This is a genomic window from Pseudoalteromonas caenipelagi, assembly GCF_013140855.1.
GTDB classification, from domain to species: Bacteria; Pseudomonadota; Gammaproteobacteria; order Enterobacterales; family Alteromonadaceae; genus Pseudoalteromonas; species Pseudoalteromonas caenipelagi.
This window is the reverse complement of record NZ_JABBPG010000013.1, coordinates 1-19408: the sequence shown is the minus strand read 5'-3', so window position 1 is coordinate 19408 and position 19408 is coordinate 1. Positions and strand designations below refer to the sequence as shown.

The window sequence follows — 19408 nt, the reverse complement described above, 5'->3', positions numbered from 1 at the left end:
TTGCTACCATATCCCACACCGCTAGACAGCGCTAAAAATTATGGAACACATTGAAACCTTAGTCATTGGTGCCGGTGTCGTGGGTTTAGCTATCGCCGCTACACTCAGTGAACATCAAGACGTTATTGTCATTGAACAAAATACCTATTTTGGTGAGCATACAAGCAGCCGAAACAGCGAAGTCGTACATGCAGGAATCTATTACCCAAGTAATAGCTTAAAAGCACGGCTGTGTGTTGAAGGTAAGACGCTACTGTATCAGCATTGCCAAAAGTATCATGTACCGTTCAAAAAAGTTGGCAAAGTCTTAGTTGCTCATGGTGAAGGTGAAAAAACAAAGCTAAATACACTTGTGCAGCAAGCCAAAGACAATGGGGTGCGAGATCTCACGTTTCTAAGTCAGGCTGAACTGGCACAAAAAGCACCGCAAATAAAGGCACCCATGGGAGTTTGGTCGCCATCAACAGGCATTATAGACAGTCATCAACTTATGCTGTCTTATCTGAATAAACTCTCAGAACACAAGGGGCAGTACGTCAACAATACCCGCTTTGTCAGTGCGCAGTTTGATGGCCACTACTTTGTCGTAACACTTAACTGTGATGGTGAGTTGTTTAATCTAAAATGCACAACCCTCATTAATGCAGCAGGGCTTTTTGCACAATCTTGTGCGAAGCAAATAGATGCGTTAAACGCGCGTTTTATTCCCGAGTTGCATTACTGCAAAGGACAGTACTTTAGTTATCAAGGCTCTCACCCATTTAAACACCTTATTTATCCGATGCCAGAGCAACACGGACTGGGTGTGCATGCAACGATTGATTTAGCAGGACAGTTAAAGTTTGGTCCCGACACCTCTTTTATTGATGAGCTTGATTACACACCAAACGAGCAAGCTAAAGCCCGTTTTGTGAGTGAAATTAACAAGTATTGGCCGAGTTTAGATAGTAGCCGATTACAACTTAGCTACTGTGGTATACGCCCTAAACTGTACAAAGATGCTGCACAAGATTTTGTTATTCAAGATCACTCCGTGCATGGTGTGAAAGGCCTAATTAACTTATTTGGTGTTGAATCTCCGGGTCTAACCGCCAGCCTGGCAATAGCACAGTATGTAAGTAAAAAAGTTAGTTACCTTCAATAGCCTGATCGAGTCGCTTAGTGCGCTCATCCATTAATTTTTGAATGTTTTTTGCATCCAGCATCAGTTGCTTTACATCAGTTGGGTTTAACGCCGAAGGATTTTTAAGTTTGCTGTCAATCTGCGCTTTTTTTGCCGCCAGCTCGTTTAGAATACTGGTATCTTCCGCAGCCATCACGGTGACTCTGCTTGGGTCTAAGGTGTGAGTTTGGCTTTTACCTTGCGCGTTAGGCTTATCTGAATACACCCAGTTGCCATTTGCATCTTGCCACTTATAGATTGCGCCAGATTGGCTCGTACTGGTTGCATGTGACGTTGTATGCTCTGTGACTGTCTCTAGATTTCGCTTTGCATCGTTAAGTAGTGTATTTGTTTTTTGTTTTACCTGCTCCGTCACTGCACCAAAGCTCAACCAAGGGGTACCATCCGGTTTTTTAAGAATGAATAGCGAGCCTACTCCCACGAGCAATACCATGATCATTAAATAGCTAAAATACTTCATTCATACACCCCAACACTCTATAACGATTTTCATAGGCAGCATACAACGAAAATAGACAATAAAAAAGCACAACCGAAGTTGTGCTTTTGCGCCTCCTCCATGGCTGGAGAATGTTTAAATGCCATCACCGTCAATATGTAAACCACACTCACGATTAAGGCCAAAGAAACGCGTTTCTTCTTCACTCATACCTGGCTCTAACTTACGCGTTGTATGCACATCGCCCATAGACACGTATCCTTGCTCCCAAAGTGGGTGATACGGTAAGTCATGCTTTGTCAGGTATTGATAAACATCACGGTTGCTCCATTCAATAATAGGATACACTTTTACCGTGCCTCTGCTTATCTCTAGTATTTGTTTATCTGCACGACTTGATGATTGATCACGACGCAGACCACTGAACCAAGTACCTGCATTGAGCTCTTTCAATGCACGCGTCATAGGCTCTACTTTGTTCAGTGTGTTGTATTGCTTAATACCATCTTGACCTTGCTCCCACAATTTACCAAATTTGGCTTCTTGCCATGCAGGGCTCAAGGCTGAACGATACACTTTTAGGTTTAAATTCAAACGCTCAGTTAAGTGATCCACAAACTGATAAGTTTCTGGAAACAAATAACCCGTGTCAGTTAATACTACCGGTATATCAGCACGCTCTGACGTTACCAAATGCAACATCACTGCAGCTTGGATACCAAAGCTAGATGATAAAAAAGCGGTATCAGGTAAATGCTCTAGCGCCCATGCAACGCGCTGTTGCGGCGTCATTGCCAGTAACAACTCATTTGCTTGAGCAAGCAATGCCACTTGTTCTTCGCCATCTAACTGTAAGAGTTTTTTGTAGTCGCTCATTAGTCATTCCTAGCTTGGCAAGCCTGCTTGCCAAGTCACCAATTATTATGCGTGAAAGTCGGTTTTAGATACTTTAACTTCTGTCACAATGCCTTTGCGGATCACAAAGTCGCCAAAGCACTCATCTTTTTGACGCTCACTCACCCACTGACCGATCAGCTCATCAAGCGCAGGTAGATACACATCTTCACCGACATTTTCTAAATACAATTTAGGCACTCGAGTTCCTTGACGGTTGCCGCCTAAATACACGTTATATTTACCTAAGCCCTTACCAACCAGACCAACTTCCGCCAACATTGCACGGCCACATCCATTTGGACAGCCAACAACACGCAAGATAATATTGTCATCAGCCACCCCGTGCTTCTCTAGTAAGCCCTCAACTTGAGTAACCAAATCTGGCAAGTATCGTTCAGCTTCAGCCATTGCTAATGGACACGTTGGCAGCGCCACACACGCCATCGAATTTTTACGCTGGTTTGTATGTGCGTCATTAATTAGGCCATGCGCTCGCGCTATTTGCTCAATCACCGCTTTTTGTTCCGACGGTACACCTGCAATGATCAGGTTTTGGTTTGCCGTCATACGGAAATCGCCTTGGTGAATTTCAGCAATTTTTCTACAGCCTGTTTTTAATGGCTTATCTGGGTAATCTAGAATACGACCATTTTCGATAAACAAGGTTAAATGGTGTTTACCATCAATGCCCTCAACCCAGCCAATGCGATCGCCACGGTGGGTAAACTCATACGGACGACTTTGTTCAAACTTAACGCCGGCGCGTTTTTCAACTTCAGCTTTAAATGCATCTGCACCAAAAGTGTCTAGGGTATACTTCGTTTTCGCATTTTTACGATTAACACGATTACCCCAATCACGCTGCACCGATACAACGTGTTCAGCAATTTTTAGCGTATGTTCCAATGCAATAAAACCAAAATCATCCGCTTTACGTGGATAGGTCGTCACATCACCATGAGTCATGGCTAAGCCGCCACCCACCAAAACGTTAAAGCCAACCAGCTTGCCATTATCAGCAATGGCAACAAAATTCAGGTCGTTGGCATGTACATCCACTTCATTGTTCGGTGGAATAGTCACTGTTGTCTTAAACTTACGTGGCAGGTAAGTAGACCCTAAAATTGGCTCTTCAGTGGTCTCTGTTTTTTCACCATTTAACCAAATTTCTGCATATGCTTTAGTGTGCGGTAATAAGTGCTCAGAGATCTTTGTTGCCCACTCATACGCTTCTTGGTGCAATTCTGATTCAACCGGGTTTGTGGTACACAGCACGTTACGGTTTACATCCCCAGCCGTTGCTATCGAATCAATGCCAACACTATTTAGCATTTGGTGCATCTCTTTGATATTGGGTTTAAGTACGCCATGAAATTGGAACGTTTGGCGAGTCGTTAAACGAATACTGCCGTACATTGACTTTTCTTGTGCAAACTTATCAATCGCCAACCACTGCTGTGGCTTAATAATACCGCCAGGCATACGCGCTCTTAGCATCACATTGTGCAGTGGCTCTAATTTTTGCTTGGTGCGCTCTGGGCGAATATCACGGTCATCTTGCTGATACATGCCATGAAAACGAATAAGCTGGAAATTATCAGCAGTAAAACCACCTGTTAATTGATCCTTTAAATCAGTCTCAATGGTGCCGCGTAAAAAGTTACTTTGCGTTTTCAAACGCTCGTTATCTGCAAACTTTGCATTGGGGTCTAGCTTGCTATTTGGTTTATAATCTGTGCTCATGGCTCAATCCTAAAAATTCTACTGTGACGGTCAGTGGTGTGTACTTGTGTTAGTACACGTCTTTTTGATAACGATTATGACTGCGCAGCTCTTTTAGGTATTGCTCAGCTTGTTCGTCATCTTTGCCACCATGGGCTTTAACAATATCAATCAAGGCTTGGTGTACATCTTTTGCCATACGATTGGCATCACCACACACATAAAAATGTGCGCCTTTTTCTAACCATGCGAATACCTCTGCGCCTTGTTCACGCAAACGGTCTTGCACATATATCTTTTGCGCTTGGTCACGGCTAAACGCTAGGTCAACTTTATTTAACAACCCAGATTTAACGTATCCTTGGATTTCAACTTGATACAAAAAGTCTTGAGTAAAATGTGGGTTACCAAAGAACAACCAGTTTTCACCTGTCGCTTCGCGTGTGTCTCGCTCTTGTAAAAACGCACGGAATGGCGCGATGCCGGTACCTGGGCCTACCATAATCACTGGCGTTTCATCGTTTGCAGGTAAACGGAAGTTGTCGTTATGTTCACTGAACACTTTAACTTTAACACCTTCCTCTGCACGATTTGCTAAGTAACCTGAGCAACCGCCAAAATGTTTTTCACCAAATGCATCAAACTCTACGAGGCCCACTGTTAAGTGTACTTCATCTTCAACTTCTGCTTGGCTTGATGCAATTGAATACAAACGCGCTTGTAACTTACGTGCACAATCTACCAATGCCTGAGCCGATATCGTGGCAGGGTTTTGTAAGATCACATCAAAAATTTGTCGCGCTTCGATATATTCACGCAGCACTGCTTTATCGTCTAGTAACGCTAATAGTTGTGCGTTCTCAGTTGCTTGTGCATATTTCTCTACAAAGCCAGGGTAACTCTGAGTTAACTCTAGTTTTTCAATCAGCGCCGTTCTTACTGATAACGTCTCAGAACCTATCGTTACTGATGTTTCTGGGTCTATCTTCAACGCCGCTAAGACTTTATCCACCAGCACTTCATCATTTAAGAAAAACACACCTAAAGAGTCGCCAGGTAAATACGTAATATCCGAACCTTCAAGCGATATTTCAACGTGGCGTACATCTTTCGTTGAATCACGGCCTGTAATTTTTTGTACTACGCTCAACTCAGCAGCAAACGGGTTCTGTTTGGTATATTGACTTTGTGCAACAGGGGTAGACAGTCCCATGCTAACAACATTGCTTTGACTTTGTTGCTGTGCTTTTAAGTCCGGCTCGAAAATATCCAACGCACCAGCAATCCACTGTGTTGCTTGCTCTTCATAATCAACATCTAAGTCTGCACGCTGATAAACAACATCGGCACCAAGCTTGGTTAAGCGCTGTTCAAAATCTTTCGCTGTTTGACAAAAGAACTCATAGCTAGTGTCACCAAGGCCAATAACAGCAACTTTAACTCCGTCTAATTTAGGGGCTTTTTTGCTTGCTAAAAAGGCATGTAAGGCTTCTGCATCTTCAGGTGGCTCACCTTCACCATACGTTGATACCGCAATGGCTAAAAACTTCTCTTTTTTCAACGCAGATGTTTTGTAATCCGCCATATTAACCAGCTTCACACTTAAACCGCGTGATTCTGCTTGCGACTTTAATTGGCTTGCAACAGACTTAGCGTTACCTGTTTGAGAACCGTACAATATAGTCAACGGCGCCGCTTCAACAGCACCAGCTGCAGCTCCCACATTTCCTGCTAAAGCAGCAGTATTTGCATTGGCAGCCAAATAGCCACTCACCCAGGCTTGCTGAATAGGGTTTAGTTCTGCAACCAAACCTTGTAATTTTTGCACTTGCTCTTGTGTGAGCGGGCTTGCCGCAGCACTAAGTTGACTTAACAACATCGAATAATCCCCGTAACCCTAAAACATCGTTTGCTCAGATTGGTGTGTCACTTGCTAAAAGTTGGCAGCAAGCTTTTCTATGCCTGCAGCATACTGATCTCTACCGACAAGAAAAAGACGAAGATCTGCTTTTATATTCCATTTGGTTATTAATAAACAAAAACACCAACAAAAACAGATTAAAAGATTTGCTTTAAAAATAGGCACTCTAATATTAACATTGCAATAACAAAGGTTCAGTAAGCTCGGCCTTTGTTTATATAAAAGCAAAAATATAACTTAAAATATAAAGAGAAACTAAATGAAACACGGGAAACCATACTATAAACAAAAGCTTGCGATAGCAGCGGGTTTAATGGCTTTAAGCCAAAGCACACTTGCACAAGTCGCTAATGGCGATTTTGAAAATTGGCAACAAAACCAACCTTCAGGTTGGACAACGATTGATTCAGGAATTGCACTGAACGCAACAAGCGACAGGGTGAAATCTGGTCAAACTGCTGCACAGATAACAGTAAATACTGGCACACAAAGCAATACCGACTTATTGCAGCAAGTGGCAGTGCAAGCAGGGCAAAGTTATACGTTCAGCACTTGGGTTTATCACACCGAAGGGGGTGTCAAAGCTCGCTTAATCGTCGACGGCTATCATGGCTACTCTGATCCGTTTACACTCAACCAATGGCAACAAATCAGTCATACATACACTGCAACAGCAAATACGACTATTAATGTTGGATTGCGTTTTTATGATGGTTCAGGGTTTGATGGGAGTGAGATTGTTTACATTGATAATTTTCAACCCACCGAAACCACGCCCCCACCTCCAACTAACACCTGCCAAGCTACTTCATTAAACCTATCACTGACCACAGACAACTACGGTAGTGAAACAAGTTGGACATTAGTCAACAGCAGCAACACCCAAGTTGCTTCAGGTAATGGTTATGCAAGTAACGAAACTTATTCTGAAACATTATGTGTTACTGATGATAGCTATACTTTTACCGTATTAGATAGCTATGGCGATGGCATGTGCTGCAGTTTTGGTAATGGCTCATACAGCCTAACTGGGCCTGCGGGCAGCCTAGCGCAAGGCAGCAGCTTTACAAACCAGCAGCAACATACTTTCACTATAGGTGATGGAAATGGCGACGGAGGTGGCACACCAACCGACCCATCTGAGTATTATGCTTCAACCGCTGGACTTAGCGGCTATGCACTGAAAAGCCAACTGCATAGCATTATCAGCACTCATCAGTCACAAGGTTACACTGCTATTTGGCAATTTATAGACCAATCGGAGCGTGACAATTACTTTGAAAAAGATAACTCAGTGCTCGACCGCTACTCTGAGAACCCAAGTGGCACTGACAGCGTTACCTATGTCGCAGTAACCAATCAGTGTGGTTCTTACTCCGGCGAAGGAGATTGTTATAACCGGGAACACTCTTTTCCTAAAAGCTGGTTTGGTGGAAAAATTGAACCAATGAACTCAGATATACATCATATTTTCGCAACCGATGGATTTGTGAACTCAAAGCGCAGTAACTTCCCGTTTGGTGAAGTTGCCAGTGCCACTTATGTATCAAGTAACGGCAGCAAATTAGGCAGTGCGACGAGTACATTGAATTATACCGGTACTGTTTTTGAACCAATCGACCAGTTCAAAGGTGACTTTGCTCGTGCTTATTTCTATATGGCAACGCGCTATGAGCATGTGATTAGTAGCTGGCAAAACAACACGGTATACAGTGACGCGGTACTTAATGGCACATCAGATCAAGTGTTTGAGGCATGGGTTGTTTCTATGCTATTGCGTTGGCACCAAGCGGACCCTGTTGATGACTTAGAACGCGCTCGCAACCAAGCAGCGTATGAATTTCAAGGCAACCGTAACCCATTTGTTGACCATCCTGAGTTTGTGCAGCAAATTTGGTAAATCATAAAAAAAAAGCCACCCTAGGGTGGCTTTTGTTTTTCGCTTCTAACTAGTTTTAATAATAAAAAGGCAACCTAGTCCTTTAGGCTGCTAACCGACTCAACGGGAAAATTATCGAGGGTTGATGGTTAAGGGAGATAAACTGATTTTTGCATTGCCACTGGCTCCCATATAGCCCGTATACTGCTGGCCTTCAAATAAGGTATAAAACACGTCAACATAGTCATCATCATTAGTAAACCATGAACTTGGCATTGCTTTAATTAACTGATTAGTCAATTGCGGGATGATGGCATACCCCTGTACGTTAGGATCTGGAATTGCGCGCATTACCTGAGTAACAATATCTAGCAGCGTTGTTGCTAATGTTTGATAGTTGGTGTTGTCGTCTTGTTCCATTAACAACATATCTGCGGCTTGCCAACGATAACGATCCCAATGGATAATAATTTGGTTAGGTGTGTAATCGCGTCCATCATGATCTAGATACGGCATATCAACAATATCTAAAACAGGCTCATCTCGACTTGGGTTAACGCCCGTGACAACACCGTATACTTCAGCTGCACCCGAAATCCAAGGCTCTTCATCGTCGTTTAGACGAATACGCTTAAGCACACTAGTCGAAATAGGTTGCGCGTCACTTTGTATCTCTGCTTGTAACGGCCGAGCTTTACCAAGACCACTTTCGAATACACTTTGCATTACTGCCAAGCCTTCTTTCATACTTTGGCGGCCATCAATTTCTACAACCAACACAGGCTGTTTAGGCAGTGTGTGTGCATCAAGTAAATGCGTATTGCCAGATTGGTCATACGCTTCAACATGTTGCCATGTCTTATCATCTCCTTTAGGAGCAAAAGCAACCAGCACGTCTTCGCCACTTTGCCAACGCTCAAGCATGGATACATCAGCAAGTCTTAACTGATATAGAGACTGTGAAGAACTAGGTAAACCTTTCAGGGTACGCGTATGATCTGAAGCACTTTGCAACTGTTGTGCTAACGCCCCTGATACTAGATTCGATGATAAAGGCAACTGTAAACGGTATTGACTCATTTGTGCTTGTAAATGAGCACCGATGGTAGGCAACTGCTTAGCAAGTTGACGCGCCAATTGTTGTTTCATGCCAGCTATTTGGTCACCAGCAGGATTGAACACATCTAGCGTTGGAAAGGCCTGTTGAACCTGTGATACAGGTGTGGCAGCTAGACTTTGCATGCTCATCGCAGCGATCAACGCGGGCAATGCTAATTTTGTTATTTTTTTCACATTCTACTCCTGACAATAATCCGTGTGTTTGAGTAGAAGAAGATAAAACTTATTTAAATTTTTATCAACCTGTTAATTTAAATTTAACAAAATATTTTATAGGTACGCGTAAAAGCAGAAGTTTTTGTAACTTTAATTTGAGACTGGGTAATTCTAATAGCGCTGTTTTAGTGGTAATTGTAGAGTTTAGGCAGACCTACCAGATCCTAGCAGGCCACCTTAAATGCAAGCGTTTTTGAGAGTAGAGTATTTATTCAACTGGATATAAGGTAATTTCAATCCCTGCACCAATGGCTGAAATGCGTAACAGAGTATCTACATGTAATGCCTGAGAATAACATTTTGGCGATGTACCAGAGTTAAAACCAATATCAAAAGTACGTTTGGTACATGATAACCATTGCTTTAATGCTGGTTTAGAGCACGACTCTATTAATTCACAAAGGTGGTTTATCGCCCTGTCAGGACTTGTTACATCAGCTTCAGCTTCAATGCGCGCTAACTGACGATATTCATCTTTGTCGTAATGTAAAACAATGGCATTTTGCTTCAAATCACTTACTAAGGCACTAATGTCATGTTTTGACTCTAATTCTAAGTCGACGTTTAAAAACTGAATTTCTGACATATGATATGATTTACCTAAACTAATTGATTATAAGATAGCTGCTAGAGGCAAGTGTAACCAAGTAAGCACTGGCTGGCTAGAGTAAACTATTATAAGCACTGTTCATTACCTAGTTTTACTCAAAAGAGTTAAATATGATCTTTACCAAGACACGCATGTGAACAATGAAGGTACAACTTTTAAGCTTTTGTATTGCCTTTGCAACCTTGCCTTGCTAGCTTTAAATTAATGGTTTCAAAAAGCACATAATATGAACAACTCAAATTTTGGTTTAGTACTTTTAAGCATCGTTTTTATTGCCAATACACTGGTCGGCTGCGGTGGTGGTGGTAGCAATACCACAACCTCATCACTTAACCCAACTAGCTCGTTGCCACCAGAAACATGGAATATGGGGACTTATCCACCTGCAAACCAATATATAAATTACTGTGCAAACCCTCGTAGCGGTCTAGACCCTTTTGAGAATACACCCTACCCAGATAAAGCCGGCAGTGCCACGTTGGAAAAGCTGTGGTTGCGTTCGTTTAGCCATGAAACTTACCTTTGGTATGATGAAATACCAGATCAAAACCCTGATACGTTTAGTTCTATTAAAGCTTACTTTGATTCATTAAAAACGTCTGCCACTACAGCATCAGGCAAGCTAAAAGATCAGTTCCACTTTTCAGAAAGCTATGAAGATTATAAGAAAGAATCACAAGCGGGTGTAGTCGCAAGTTATGGGGTTCGCTGGGCTTTCATCAACCGCACGCCACCTAGACTGATCCGTGTTGCTTATACGCAAGATGACTCCCCCGCACAGCAAGCGGGCCTTAAAAGAGGCGATACTATCGTTGCTATCGATGGTATCGACATAAACGCAACTGGTACCAATGAGCTTGCAACCATTAATAACGCCCTCTCCCCTCAAGCAGGTGATAATCATACCTTTGCACTGCGAAAAGCAGACGGCACCATTAATGAGGTGTTACTTAGCGCCGCTGATATTGTATCTACCCCTGTACGTAAGCATCAAATAACCAATATTAATGGCCGCAATGTTGGCTACTTGCACTTTGACCAATTTATTTCTGTAGGGCAAAGGCCGCTTATCAATGCTTTCGAAGTTTTTGCTAACCAAAATATTACTGAACTAGTGCTCGACTTACGCTATAACGGTGGTGGCCTAGTTAACATGGCTTCACAGCTGGCCTACATGATCGCAGGACCTTCTAATACAGGGTCTGGTCCCAACAGCACAGGAAAGGTGTTTAGCACCACTGTTTATAATGACAAGCGAACAGCAGAAAACCGCGCGATGCCCTTCGAATACCGTGTAATTGATTGGGAAGAACAAATATATACCGATGAAACGCTGCCCAGTACCAATTTAGATAGAGTGTATATATTAACAACCAGCAGCACTTGCTCTGCCAGTGAACTGGTCATTAACGCATTACGAGGCATAGATGTTGATGTTGTACTGGTAGGCTCAACCACCTGCGGAAAACCATACGGGTTTTTCCCTACACCTAATTGTGGACAGGTCTACTACACAGTCCAGTTTAGAAGCGAAAATGCCAAAGGGTTTGGAGAATATGCGGATGGATTTTTACCCGTACCCGCCAGCCAAAATAATGTTGAGCTAGGTTTATCGAATAGAGTATCAGGTTGCAGCGTTAACGATGATTTTTCAAACCCTTTAGGCTCACCTTCTGAAGCTCTCTTTGCAGCTGCTTTAAACTATATGAATACAGGTCAGTGTCCTGAGCAAAACCGCAGCCAAGCCACTCAAGGGGCTCGATTAGTGGCTGATGGACCAGCAATTACTTCACCTTGGCACCCATTGCGTAATGGGGCAATCTCACTACCTATTCGGGAGCAGTAACAACCATGAAGCGACAAAACACGTTAATATTGCTATGTGTTTGCTTACAGGTAGGCTGCAAACACAACCTACCTTTTGTCACACACAAAGCGCTGCTAACAAATACATCCCCTGCGGTTAAAAAGCGGATCCAGGATGCGGTTGTGAAGCTAAAAGGTGGCGTAACACCGCAACTAGCTGACAATGTTTTTATGATAAGCAGTACTTTGATGCTTGAACAAGGAATGAATAAGCCCGGTTATGAACCTATCCTTGGTGAACACGACATATCAGTTACTCGACTTGAGTTGCAAATACGAAATGGACAATGTGTCCTGTATTACCCTAAAAAAGATAAATATATAGAATTAAACAATATTCAGTGTAAAGCTGTAACATCGATACATTAAAAAATAGTACTAGGCTTGTTAGCAACACCCCATACTGTGTTAAATTACTCAGCAATGAATTATAAGACCAAATTGTGTATGCATTATCTTCCTGCTAATCCATTTAAGCCGCTACTTGATTTCCCTTATCACTGCTGCACGTTCGATGTAGAACAGTTCGAGCAAACAGACTTCATAAAGCACCATGTAGTGATGCCGCAAAAGTTAAATAATGCAGTTCCGAAACGTCGAGCTGAATATCTAGCAGGTCGCGTATGTGCTCAAGCAGCACTTGCGAAAATGGGGATTAAACATGTGTCTATTGAAACAGCACAAGACAGAGCACCAATTTGGCCAGACGGCATTATCGGTAGTATCAGCCATACCCAAGGCATAGCACTTGCAATGACAGCACCTGCTCATCAATTAAAAGGGCTTGGAATCGACATTGAGAAACCAATGTCACAAACGCAGGAAACTAAATTAAAAGGCCAAATCCTACACCCTTTGGAAACAGCAATACACGCAACTCTCGCAGAGCATGTACCTTGCCCACTCACGGTGATGTTTTCAGCAAAAGAGAGCGTTTATAAAGCGCTCTACCCGAGTGTGAAGCGTTTTTTTGGGTTTGAAGCGGCTCAGCTAATCGACTTTGACTCACAAAGATTACTATTTGCGATAACAGAACCTTTGTCACAAACCATTCATAAGGGCATGAAAGTTGAGGTGCTTTATCAGATAAATGAGCAACTCGTGCTCACTGAATGTGCATTTAAAGACTCGCTTACATAATAAAAAGGCTCGCATTAAGCGAGCCTCCAGATAAATGTTTCTACTCTGTAATTATTGACGCTTTACTTTAACGCGATCCGTAGAAGTCACCGTTGCTTCTACACGACGGTTTTGAGCATGAGCTTCTTTAGTATTGGCTGTATTTTTCAAACGCTCTTCGCCGTAACCAATCGTCGAAATACGGTCAGCTGAAATGCCATCACTCATCATTTGTTTAGCCACCGCTTGAGCGCGTTTCTCTGATAGCGCCTGGTTGTATTTTGCATCACCCACAGCGGATGCGTGACCTTCGAGCACCACAGTTGCAGATTCATACTCTTTCATAAACGCAACAACTTCATTAATGTCATCAAAATATTGCTGGTTTACTTTAGCGGCATCGTGAGGGAAACGTACTAGCAGCTTAACAGAAACCTCACGCTCTTCATATTTTGTACAACCGCTGCTATCAACGGCATCTGACATAGGCGTGTTTGCACAACGATCATCCGCGTCCATAACACCATCTTTATCACTGTCCATTGCCACTGGCTGTTGAACTGGCGTTGGTGCTGGCTCTACTTTTTTCACAGGTTCACTTGAACCAAAGAAGTAGTTAAGACCTAATTTTGCACCAACATCGGTGTAACCACGGTCTAAACCTTGATAAACAGCGGCTTCAGCATTTACAAAAAAGTTATTGTTGAAGTAGTGACGATAACCGGCCCCTACATTTGCAAATGTCAGGCTTTTATAGACGTCTACCGCTTTTAAACCGACTAGCCCATAAAAAGGGCTGTCATCAAAGTGATAAAGTGCATCGACACCAAAACGGTCAGCATCCATAGAACCAGTGCCCACACCTGATAAGTCAAAGTCCATATCAGCATATTCTAAGCGTGCACTCCAATTGTTGTTGAAACGATAGCCTATCTCTGCACCCCACCCTGTCGAATCATCAACATCCACTCCGGCTGCATCGCGAACATCGTTCCAATCTGCATTATAATAATCACCAAATACGCCAAAATGAATGCCTTCTTTATGCTCATTTGCATTCGCTGTTGATGCTGCTAATAACGCAGCAATTGCTAAGCTAATCGATTTAAATTTCATTTTTCGTCCCGTCCTTTTTATACCAAGTGAGCACAGATAGCTCATGAATTTAGCCTTATAATAGTAGGCCAAAAATTAATTTTTACTTAACGTGAAGGTATTTACCTTTTTTAACTATTAACGATGTCCAAACAGTGTTTGGTAAAGCCCAGCTTCGGACAACAAACTATGATGATCACCTGCTTGTGATATTCTGCCATCATCCAAAACATAAATTAAATCAGCTTGTCTAATTGCACTCAGTCTATGGGCAATGATCAAAGTAGTCCTGTTATGCAAAAATGCCTTTAAATTATTATGAATTCGGGCTTCGGTTTCGATGTCTAACGCCGAGGTAGCTTCATCTAAAATCACCACCTTTGGATCAGAGAGTACCATTCGCGCAATTGCCAACCGCTGCTTTTGTCCCCCAGATAAGCGTATCCCATTTCGTCCTACCAGAGCATTAAGCCCGCCATCTATGTTTCTCACCGTACTTTCTAATTCGGCCACTTTAAGCGCATGCCAAAGTTGTTCATCACTATGATTACGACCTAGTGATAAATTGTCACGAATTGTACTGTTAAAAAGAATGGGCTGTTGCAAAACTGTCGCGATATTTTCCCGTATAGATTGATAGCCAATTTGTTCAACTGGTGTATTAGCAATCTCAATACTACCAGTATGTTTTTCATATAACCCAAGCAACAGTTGAACTAGTGTGGACTTTCCTCCTCCCGACACAGCGACAACCGCCACTTTTTTACCTGCTGGGATATCCAATGATACATCCTGTAAAACAGGCAGTTCCGGCTGATAGGCAAAACTGACATGCTTGAATGAAATACCAATTTGCGACTGCTCAAATACTAGAGAGCTCTGCGGTGGTGCCGCCGCTTCAGTTTTGAAAGCAAACACTTGATTTAGCCTCTGCAAAGCAGCAGAAGCACCATAGTATGCATATTGAATACCCAGTAATTCTTGCACAGGGCCCATCATAAACCACAAGTAGCCGAACACTGCGAATATCTGCCCTACGGTTAAATCTGCAAACACCACCATCAACATGGCTATGCCTCTAAACACTTCAAAGCCAAGCAAAAATACCGTAAAGCTTAAACGATTAACCGCATCTGTTTTCCATTGAGATTGCACCGCAAAGTGTTTGAGATCGGCTGCGGTCGAACGAACATGTTCAAAGTAACTTGTCTCTCTGCGTACAGCCTTTAATTGAGCAATTGCATCTAGGGTTTCGACTAATGCTGCCTGAAAGGCTTCAAATGCCGCATTTTCATCCTTTTTTAAATTTTTGACGCGCTTGCCAAATTGCCTAGAAAAATAGATTACCGCGGGATTAAGCAACAGAATGATCAACCCCAATGCCCAGTCAATCCACAGTAAAACGATTGCGGTACCAATGATTGTCAGTAGCCCAATTAAAAATCGCGATAGCGTCTGGCTGATAAATTGATCTAAAGTTTCCACGTCAGTGATACACCTAGAGCTAATAGCCGCAGCGCCCTGAGTTTCATATTCTTTGAGCTGTACTTGCGGCAGGTGTCTTAGAAGGCGCTCCCTAATATTCAAACTAATATCTTTACCGATAATGGTAAATTGTCTCGATTGAATAACACCAAGCACGAGTGCAGCAAGACGCATACACATAACACTGAGCAATACGATAATGATATAAACCGCGCTTTGCTGCCAGTCAACGGGCAATAACCCGTTCAAAAAGTTAATCGCAGGGCCTGGCTTTTCTAGTAAGACTTCATCAACCAGCAAAGGCATCATCAATGGGATGGGTACACTCACTAGCGCCGCAAAAAAAGCGATAATATGCGCAATCACTAACGGCTGTTTATGTGCCAGCACTTGTTGTTTAATGCTGTGCCAAGTAAGTGTCTTTGTCATATTCTTCCTGTAAAAAATTAAGTGCCACAAAAGGTCTTGTAGTGGGTGTTCTCTGTCGTAAATTCAATGTACTGTTGTTCGTACTCTTGATATCGATAAGGGTCTTTAAGCAGCGGTAACCAATGTTCAAGTAACTCACTATCGCCTTGCTCGTAATAGTCCTTAATAACTTGCTCTATTAACGCATTTCTGGGAATAATGGCTGGATTCACGGAACGCATCAACGCACAAACCTCTACTGTATTGTACTCCTCAATGCGTGCTTGCCACTTTGAAAGCCAAGGAGAAAGCTCCTCAGGCACTTCGAAGCAACACAATGGCTTATCAAGTAACTGATTCGTCAAGGCGGCAAAGCTATTTGTATAATCAAGTCCTTCGCTCTTTAGTGTACCCAGTAGCTCAGATAATAAGTTGGCATCACTATCGCGCCAATCAAGTAATCCGAGCTTATTTGCCCACATAAGCTGATATTGCTGATTAAAATCACTTGCAAACTCAGTCAGCACCTCACTCATCTGTGCTACTGCCTGCTTATTGTCAGCTGCAAATAACATCAGCAGCGATTCAGCTAAGCGCGCACAGTTCCAGCTGGCAATATTGGGTTGCTGACCAAAGGCATATCGTCCCTGTCGATCTATTGAGCTAAATACCTGCTCAAAGGAAAATTGCTCCAACATTGCGCATGGCCCATAGTCTATGGTTTCCCCCCCGACCAATATATTATCGGTATTCATTACGCCATGGACAAAACCAATTCGCATCCAATGCACAATCAATGTTACCTGCCTTTTACATACCGCACGTAAAAACTCAAGAATACGTGCATCCCCTTGCTCCTTAATTTCAGGGTAATAGCGTTCTATAGCCGTATCTAATAGTTGACTGAGTGCTTCTTTGTCTTCGTGCAACGCCAAATATTGGAAAGACCCAATACGAATGTGGCTACTTGCAACTCTGCATAAAACAGCGCCCGGTAAAGGTGATTCTCGATAAACGTCTTCTCCTGTTGTGACAACCGACAAACATTCGGTTGTTGGCACACCTAGCGCACCAATAGCCTGACTCATGACAAACTCTCTAACCGCCGGACCTAATGCGCACAACCCATCTCCACCTCGTGAGAAAGGAGTAGTACCAGAGCCTTTTAATTGCAAATCGTATGCTTGCCCAAGCCGATCATTAAAGCTACCGATTAAATGTGCTCTACCATCACCTAAAGTCGGATTAAAATGGCCAAACTGGTGCCCTGAATAAGCCAAAGCTTTTGGTATAACCCCTTCAAGTGGTGTGTGACCACTCAAATATAAGTGAGCATGCTCTTTGTCAAAAGCAATCGCGTACTTATCTGCTACATCCTCGTTCCACAGCAACAGATTAAGCTTTTTAGTACTGGCTTTATTTGCCAATCTTGGCGAGCTGGCTACAGTAAACTGTAAGCCGAGTTGTGTGTAACGGTCGAAATAACTCATGATGCTTCACTCGAGTGAATAATGTTATCACCTACACTTAGAGCAATAAGTTGGCTGAGCGCTTGTAGTGACCAGCCACTTTGAGATACCAAAGTGTTAAAGAAACTCTGTATGGCCTGTAGCGATTTTTTTGTATGCAAACCACCATCTATGATGTTGTGAGCACGAAGGTAGGATTCCACATCCCGCGATAGGATAAAGGTATCTTTTCCCAATACCCTTAACGCAAATGGGCCGGTATTTCCTCCTAGCCGTGCACCGTGCTTTTTCAAATACAGCCATAATCCAACAATGTCATCTGTCGGCCAGTGAGCAATAAATTTTGCAAATGAACCGTGTGTTTGAGCTGTCTCATGGATCATCAAGCAGTTATCTGGAATGGTCATTACTTTTTTATAATTACGTACTATACGTTCATCACTAGCCCTTTGCTCAAGCATCTCCGGAGACATCATTAACAACTTGTTGACCTCAAAATCCCAAAATACCTCTCGAAACCCTTGCCATTTCGCGTCTATAACATTCCAGTAGAAACCACTTTGAAAAATCTTCCGAGTAAACTCTTCGAGCCAATCAGAATCATTCAATTGTAAGAGCTCCTCTGACGGTTTAGGGTCAGTAAGCAAAGAAAGTACGTGATGCTCGGAGCCTTTTCGCTCACTCGCGCATGCCAGAATCGTTTTAAATGTGTCCATAAAAAGTGACCACCTCATTTCCTTAAAATAAGAAAGTGACTATATTAAATAATAATACTTTCCATCGAGAATACTGGTGCTACGACAACTTCTGTATTTGTTTCTTTTAGTTAACGCAGGTAAATGCACAGCACAAAGCCCACCAAAGACGATATATATTAGCACAGGTCAGTGGCCCCCTTATATGGATCAAGGGCGTAGAGATCAAGGTTGTGTTGCAAAACTTATCCGTGATGCGTTTGCAATATCTGACTTTAAAGTTCGATTTGTGTTTATGCCCTGGGAGCGAGCCTATCAAGAAGGCTTAAAAACTGAGTTCTCAGGCAGTGCCTATTGGTACCTCAGCAAACAACGAGCCAACGACTATATCTATACTAAGACCCCAATTACCACAGAAATTAGCCGCTTCTATCATTTAACAAGCTTGCAGTTCACCTACCAAACTTATAAAGATCTTGCACCATATCGCCTAGTGTTGAACCAAGGGCTCACTTACCCAAAAGAGCTGCTTGAAGCGGTAAAAAAATATGACATAAGCATTGTTAATGCGACCTACACAACGAAAAATTTGCCTTTCCTGCTACGAGACAGGGCTGACATTGTGATTTTGACAGAGCAAACCAAAACTGCGTATGCAAAAGCACTTACGCCAGAGCAAAATAAGTTGATCACCTTTCAAGCTAAACCCGCATTTATAAAGCAAGGCTACTTGCTCATCAACAAGCATAGCGAACAATATGTGTCGATATTTGACGAAGGAGTTGCAGCTCTTTGGAAAAATAAGGCCTATTACGATGATTATGCAAAGCACTGTCTGAGAATTAAAGGGCAATAAATATAAACGGCTGTGCAAAGGGTTAACGACAACGAACGCAGTGAGTACGTTTCCTTTGCGCAAGGTGAAGTATAGTGCAAAAGGTTAGCGACATGAGCGAAGCTAAGGTGCAAATGTTTAATGACAGTGAGCGAAGTTAAGGTGCAAAGGGTTAACGACAACGAACGCAGTGAGTGCGTTTCCTTTGCGCAAGGTGAAATGAGCTGGTTTAGCTGCTGCCGAGGGACTCGCCTCCAGAACCAGTTTAACTCTGCCGAGGGACTCTATTTCCTCCTCAACACCTATGAAGGGTGATTAAGCTGTGAAGGTTGCTTACTTCACAGCCATCAACAGGTCTGCGCTCTATAAACTGGCTACCTTCACCTTGCGCTAATTCGTCTCTTTATCGAAGTGCATAACCTCAGCATCCCAAGAGACGATTTAGCACCA

Annotated in this window: 16 protein-coding genes; 6 read left to right on the top strand and 10 right to left on the bottom strand. The window is 42.8% G+C overall.

Annotated elements, in window-relative coordinates; translation table 11 throughout:
• Window positions 1-40: 40 nt before the first annotated feature.
• Complete coding sequence (locus tag HG263_RS20510; protein WP_171627947.1) at window positions 41-1144, top strand: NAD(P)/FAD-dependent oxidoreductase; 1104 nt, start codon at window positions 41-43, stop codon at window positions 1142-1144.
• Here HG263_RS20510 and HG263_RS20505 read toward each other — a convergent pair.
• The 4 genes from HG263_RS20505 to HG263_RS20490 all read right to left on the bottom strand — a co-directional run bounded on the left by HG263_RS20505 (window position 1128) and on the right by HG263_RS20490 (window position 6120).
• Window positions 1128-1643 carry a DUF4124 domain-containing protein gene (locus HG263_RS20505; RefSeq protein WP_171627946.1) on the bottom strand — a complete coding sequence of 172 codons (516 nt, stop codon included), beginning with the start codon at window positions 1641-1643 and terminating at the stop codon, window positions 1128-1130. The genes HG263_RS20510 and HG263_RS20505 overlap by 17 nt on opposite strands.
• Before the next feature lie 114 nt (window positions 1644-1757).
• The gene (gene cysH / locus HG263_RS20500) at window positions 1758-2498 is read right to left on the bottom strand and encodes a phosphoadenosine phosphosulfate reductase (protein WP_171627945.1); all 741 of its coding nucleotides are present in this window, start codon (window positions 2496-2498) and stop codon (window positions 1758-1760) included.
• A 45-nt stretch (window positions 2499-2543) separates the two neighbouring features.
• Window positions 2544-4262: an assimilatory sulfite reductase (NADPH) hemoprotein subunit gene (gene cysI / locus HG263_RS20495; protein ID WP_171627944.1), complete on the bottom strand. Its 1719-nt coding sequence runs from the start codon at window positions 4260-4262 to the stop codon at window positions 2544-2546.
• Between the two features lie 49 nt (window positions 4263-4311).
• Window positions 4312-6120, bottom strand: coding sequence for an assimilatory sulfite reductase (NADPH) flavoprotein subunit (locus tag HG263_RS20490; protein ID WP_171627943.1), 1809 nt, complete (start codon window positions 6118-6120; stop codon window positions 4312-4314).
• A 301-nt stretch (window positions 6121-6421) separates the two neighbouring features.
• Between HG263_RS20490 and HG263_RS20485 the strand changes: the two genes are divergently transcribed.
• Window positions 6422-8062 carry an endonuclease gene (locus HG263_RS20485; protein ID WP_171627942.1) on the top strand — a complete coding sequence of 547 codons (1641 nt, stop codon included), beginning with the start codon at window positions 6422-6424 and terminating at the stop codon, window positions 8060-8062.
• A 111-nt stretch (window positions 8063-8173) separates the two neighbouring features.
• Here the strand turns inward: HG263_RS20485 and HG263_RS20480 are convergent, their stop codons facing one another.
• Both HG263_RS20480 and HG263_RS20475 read right to left on the bottom strand, forming a co-directional pair.
• On the bottom strand, window positions 8174-9289 hold the full coding sequence (locus HG263_RS20480) for a DUF3103 family protein (RefSeq protein ID WP_216628528.1): 1116 nt from the start codon (window positions 9287-9289) through the stop codon (window positions 8174-8176).
• A gap of 295 nt (window positions 9290-9584) precedes the next feature.
• Window positions 9585-9962, bottom strand: a complete 378-nt coding sequence (locus HG263_RS20475) for a hypothetical protein (protein ID WP_171627940.1) — start codon at window positions 9960-9962, stop codon at window positions 9585-9587.
• A 250-nt stretch (window positions 9963-10212) separates the two neighbouring features.
• Between HG263_RS20475 and HG263_RS20470 the strand changes: the two genes are divergently transcribed.
• The 3 genes from HG263_RS20470 to HG263_RS20460 all read left to right on the top strand — a co-directional run bounded on the left by HG263_RS20470 (window position 10213) and on the right by HG263_RS20460 (window position 12992).
• Entirely contained in the window at window positions 10213-11832 is a 1620-nt protein-coding gene (locus tag HG263_RS20470; RefSeq protein WP_171627939.1) for a S41 family peptidase, read from the top strand.
• Between the two features lie 5 nt (window positions 11833-11837).
• Entirely contained in the window at window positions 11838-12221 is a 384-nt protein-coding gene (locus tag HG263_RS20465; RefSeq protein WP_171627938.1) for a hypothetical protein, read from the top strand.
• Between the two features lie 78 nt (window positions 12222-12299).
• On the top strand, window positions 12300-12992 hold the full coding sequence (locus HG263_RS20460) for a 4'-phosphopantetheinyl transferase family protein (protein WP_171627937.1): 693 nt from the start codon (window positions 12300-12302) through the stop codon (window positions 12990-12992).
• A 51-nt stretch (window positions 12993-13043) separates the two neighbouring features.
• On the opposite strand, the gene HG263_RS20455 is transcribed toward HG263_RS20460, so the two are convergent.
• From HG263_RS20455 to HG263_RS20440, 4 genes are all read right to left on the bottom strand, one after another.
• Window positions 13044-14087, bottom strand: a complete 1044-nt coding sequence (locus HG263_RS20455) for an OmpA family protein (protein ID WP_171627936.1) — start codon at window positions 14085-14087, stop codon at window positions 13044-13046.
• A 117-nt stretch (window positions 14088-14204) separates the two neighbouring features.
• A complete protein-coding gene (locus tag HG263_RS20450; RefSeq protein WP_171627935.1) occupies window positions 14205-15980 on the bottom strand; it encodes an ABC transporter ATP-binding protein in 1776 nt (591 codons plus the stop codon).
• Window positions 15981-15997: 17 nt separating this feature from the next.
• A complete protein-coding gene (locus HG263_RS20445) occupies window positions 15998-17449 on the bottom strand; it encodes a protein adenylyltransferase SelO (protein ID WP_171627934.1) in 1452 nt (483 codons plus the stop codon).
• Window positions 17446-18144 (bottom strand): DNA-3-methyladenine glycosylase I, encoded by a 699-nt coding sequence (locus HG263_RS20440; protein ID WP_171627933.1) that lies wholly within the window; start codon window positions 18142-18144, stop codon window positions 17446-17448. The genes HG263_RS20445 and HG263_RS20440 overlap by 4 nt, the downstream gene beginning before the upstream one ends.
• 184 nt (window positions 18145-18328) lie before the next feature.
• Here HG263_RS20440 and HG263_RS20435 point away from each other — a divergent pair, with 184 nt between their 5' ends.
• Entirely contained in the window at window positions 18329-18979 is a 651-nt protein-coding gene (locus tag HG263_RS20435; protein WP_171627932.1) for a transporter substrate-binding domain-containing protein, read from the top strand.
• Window positions 18980-19408: the final 429 nt, after the last annotated feature.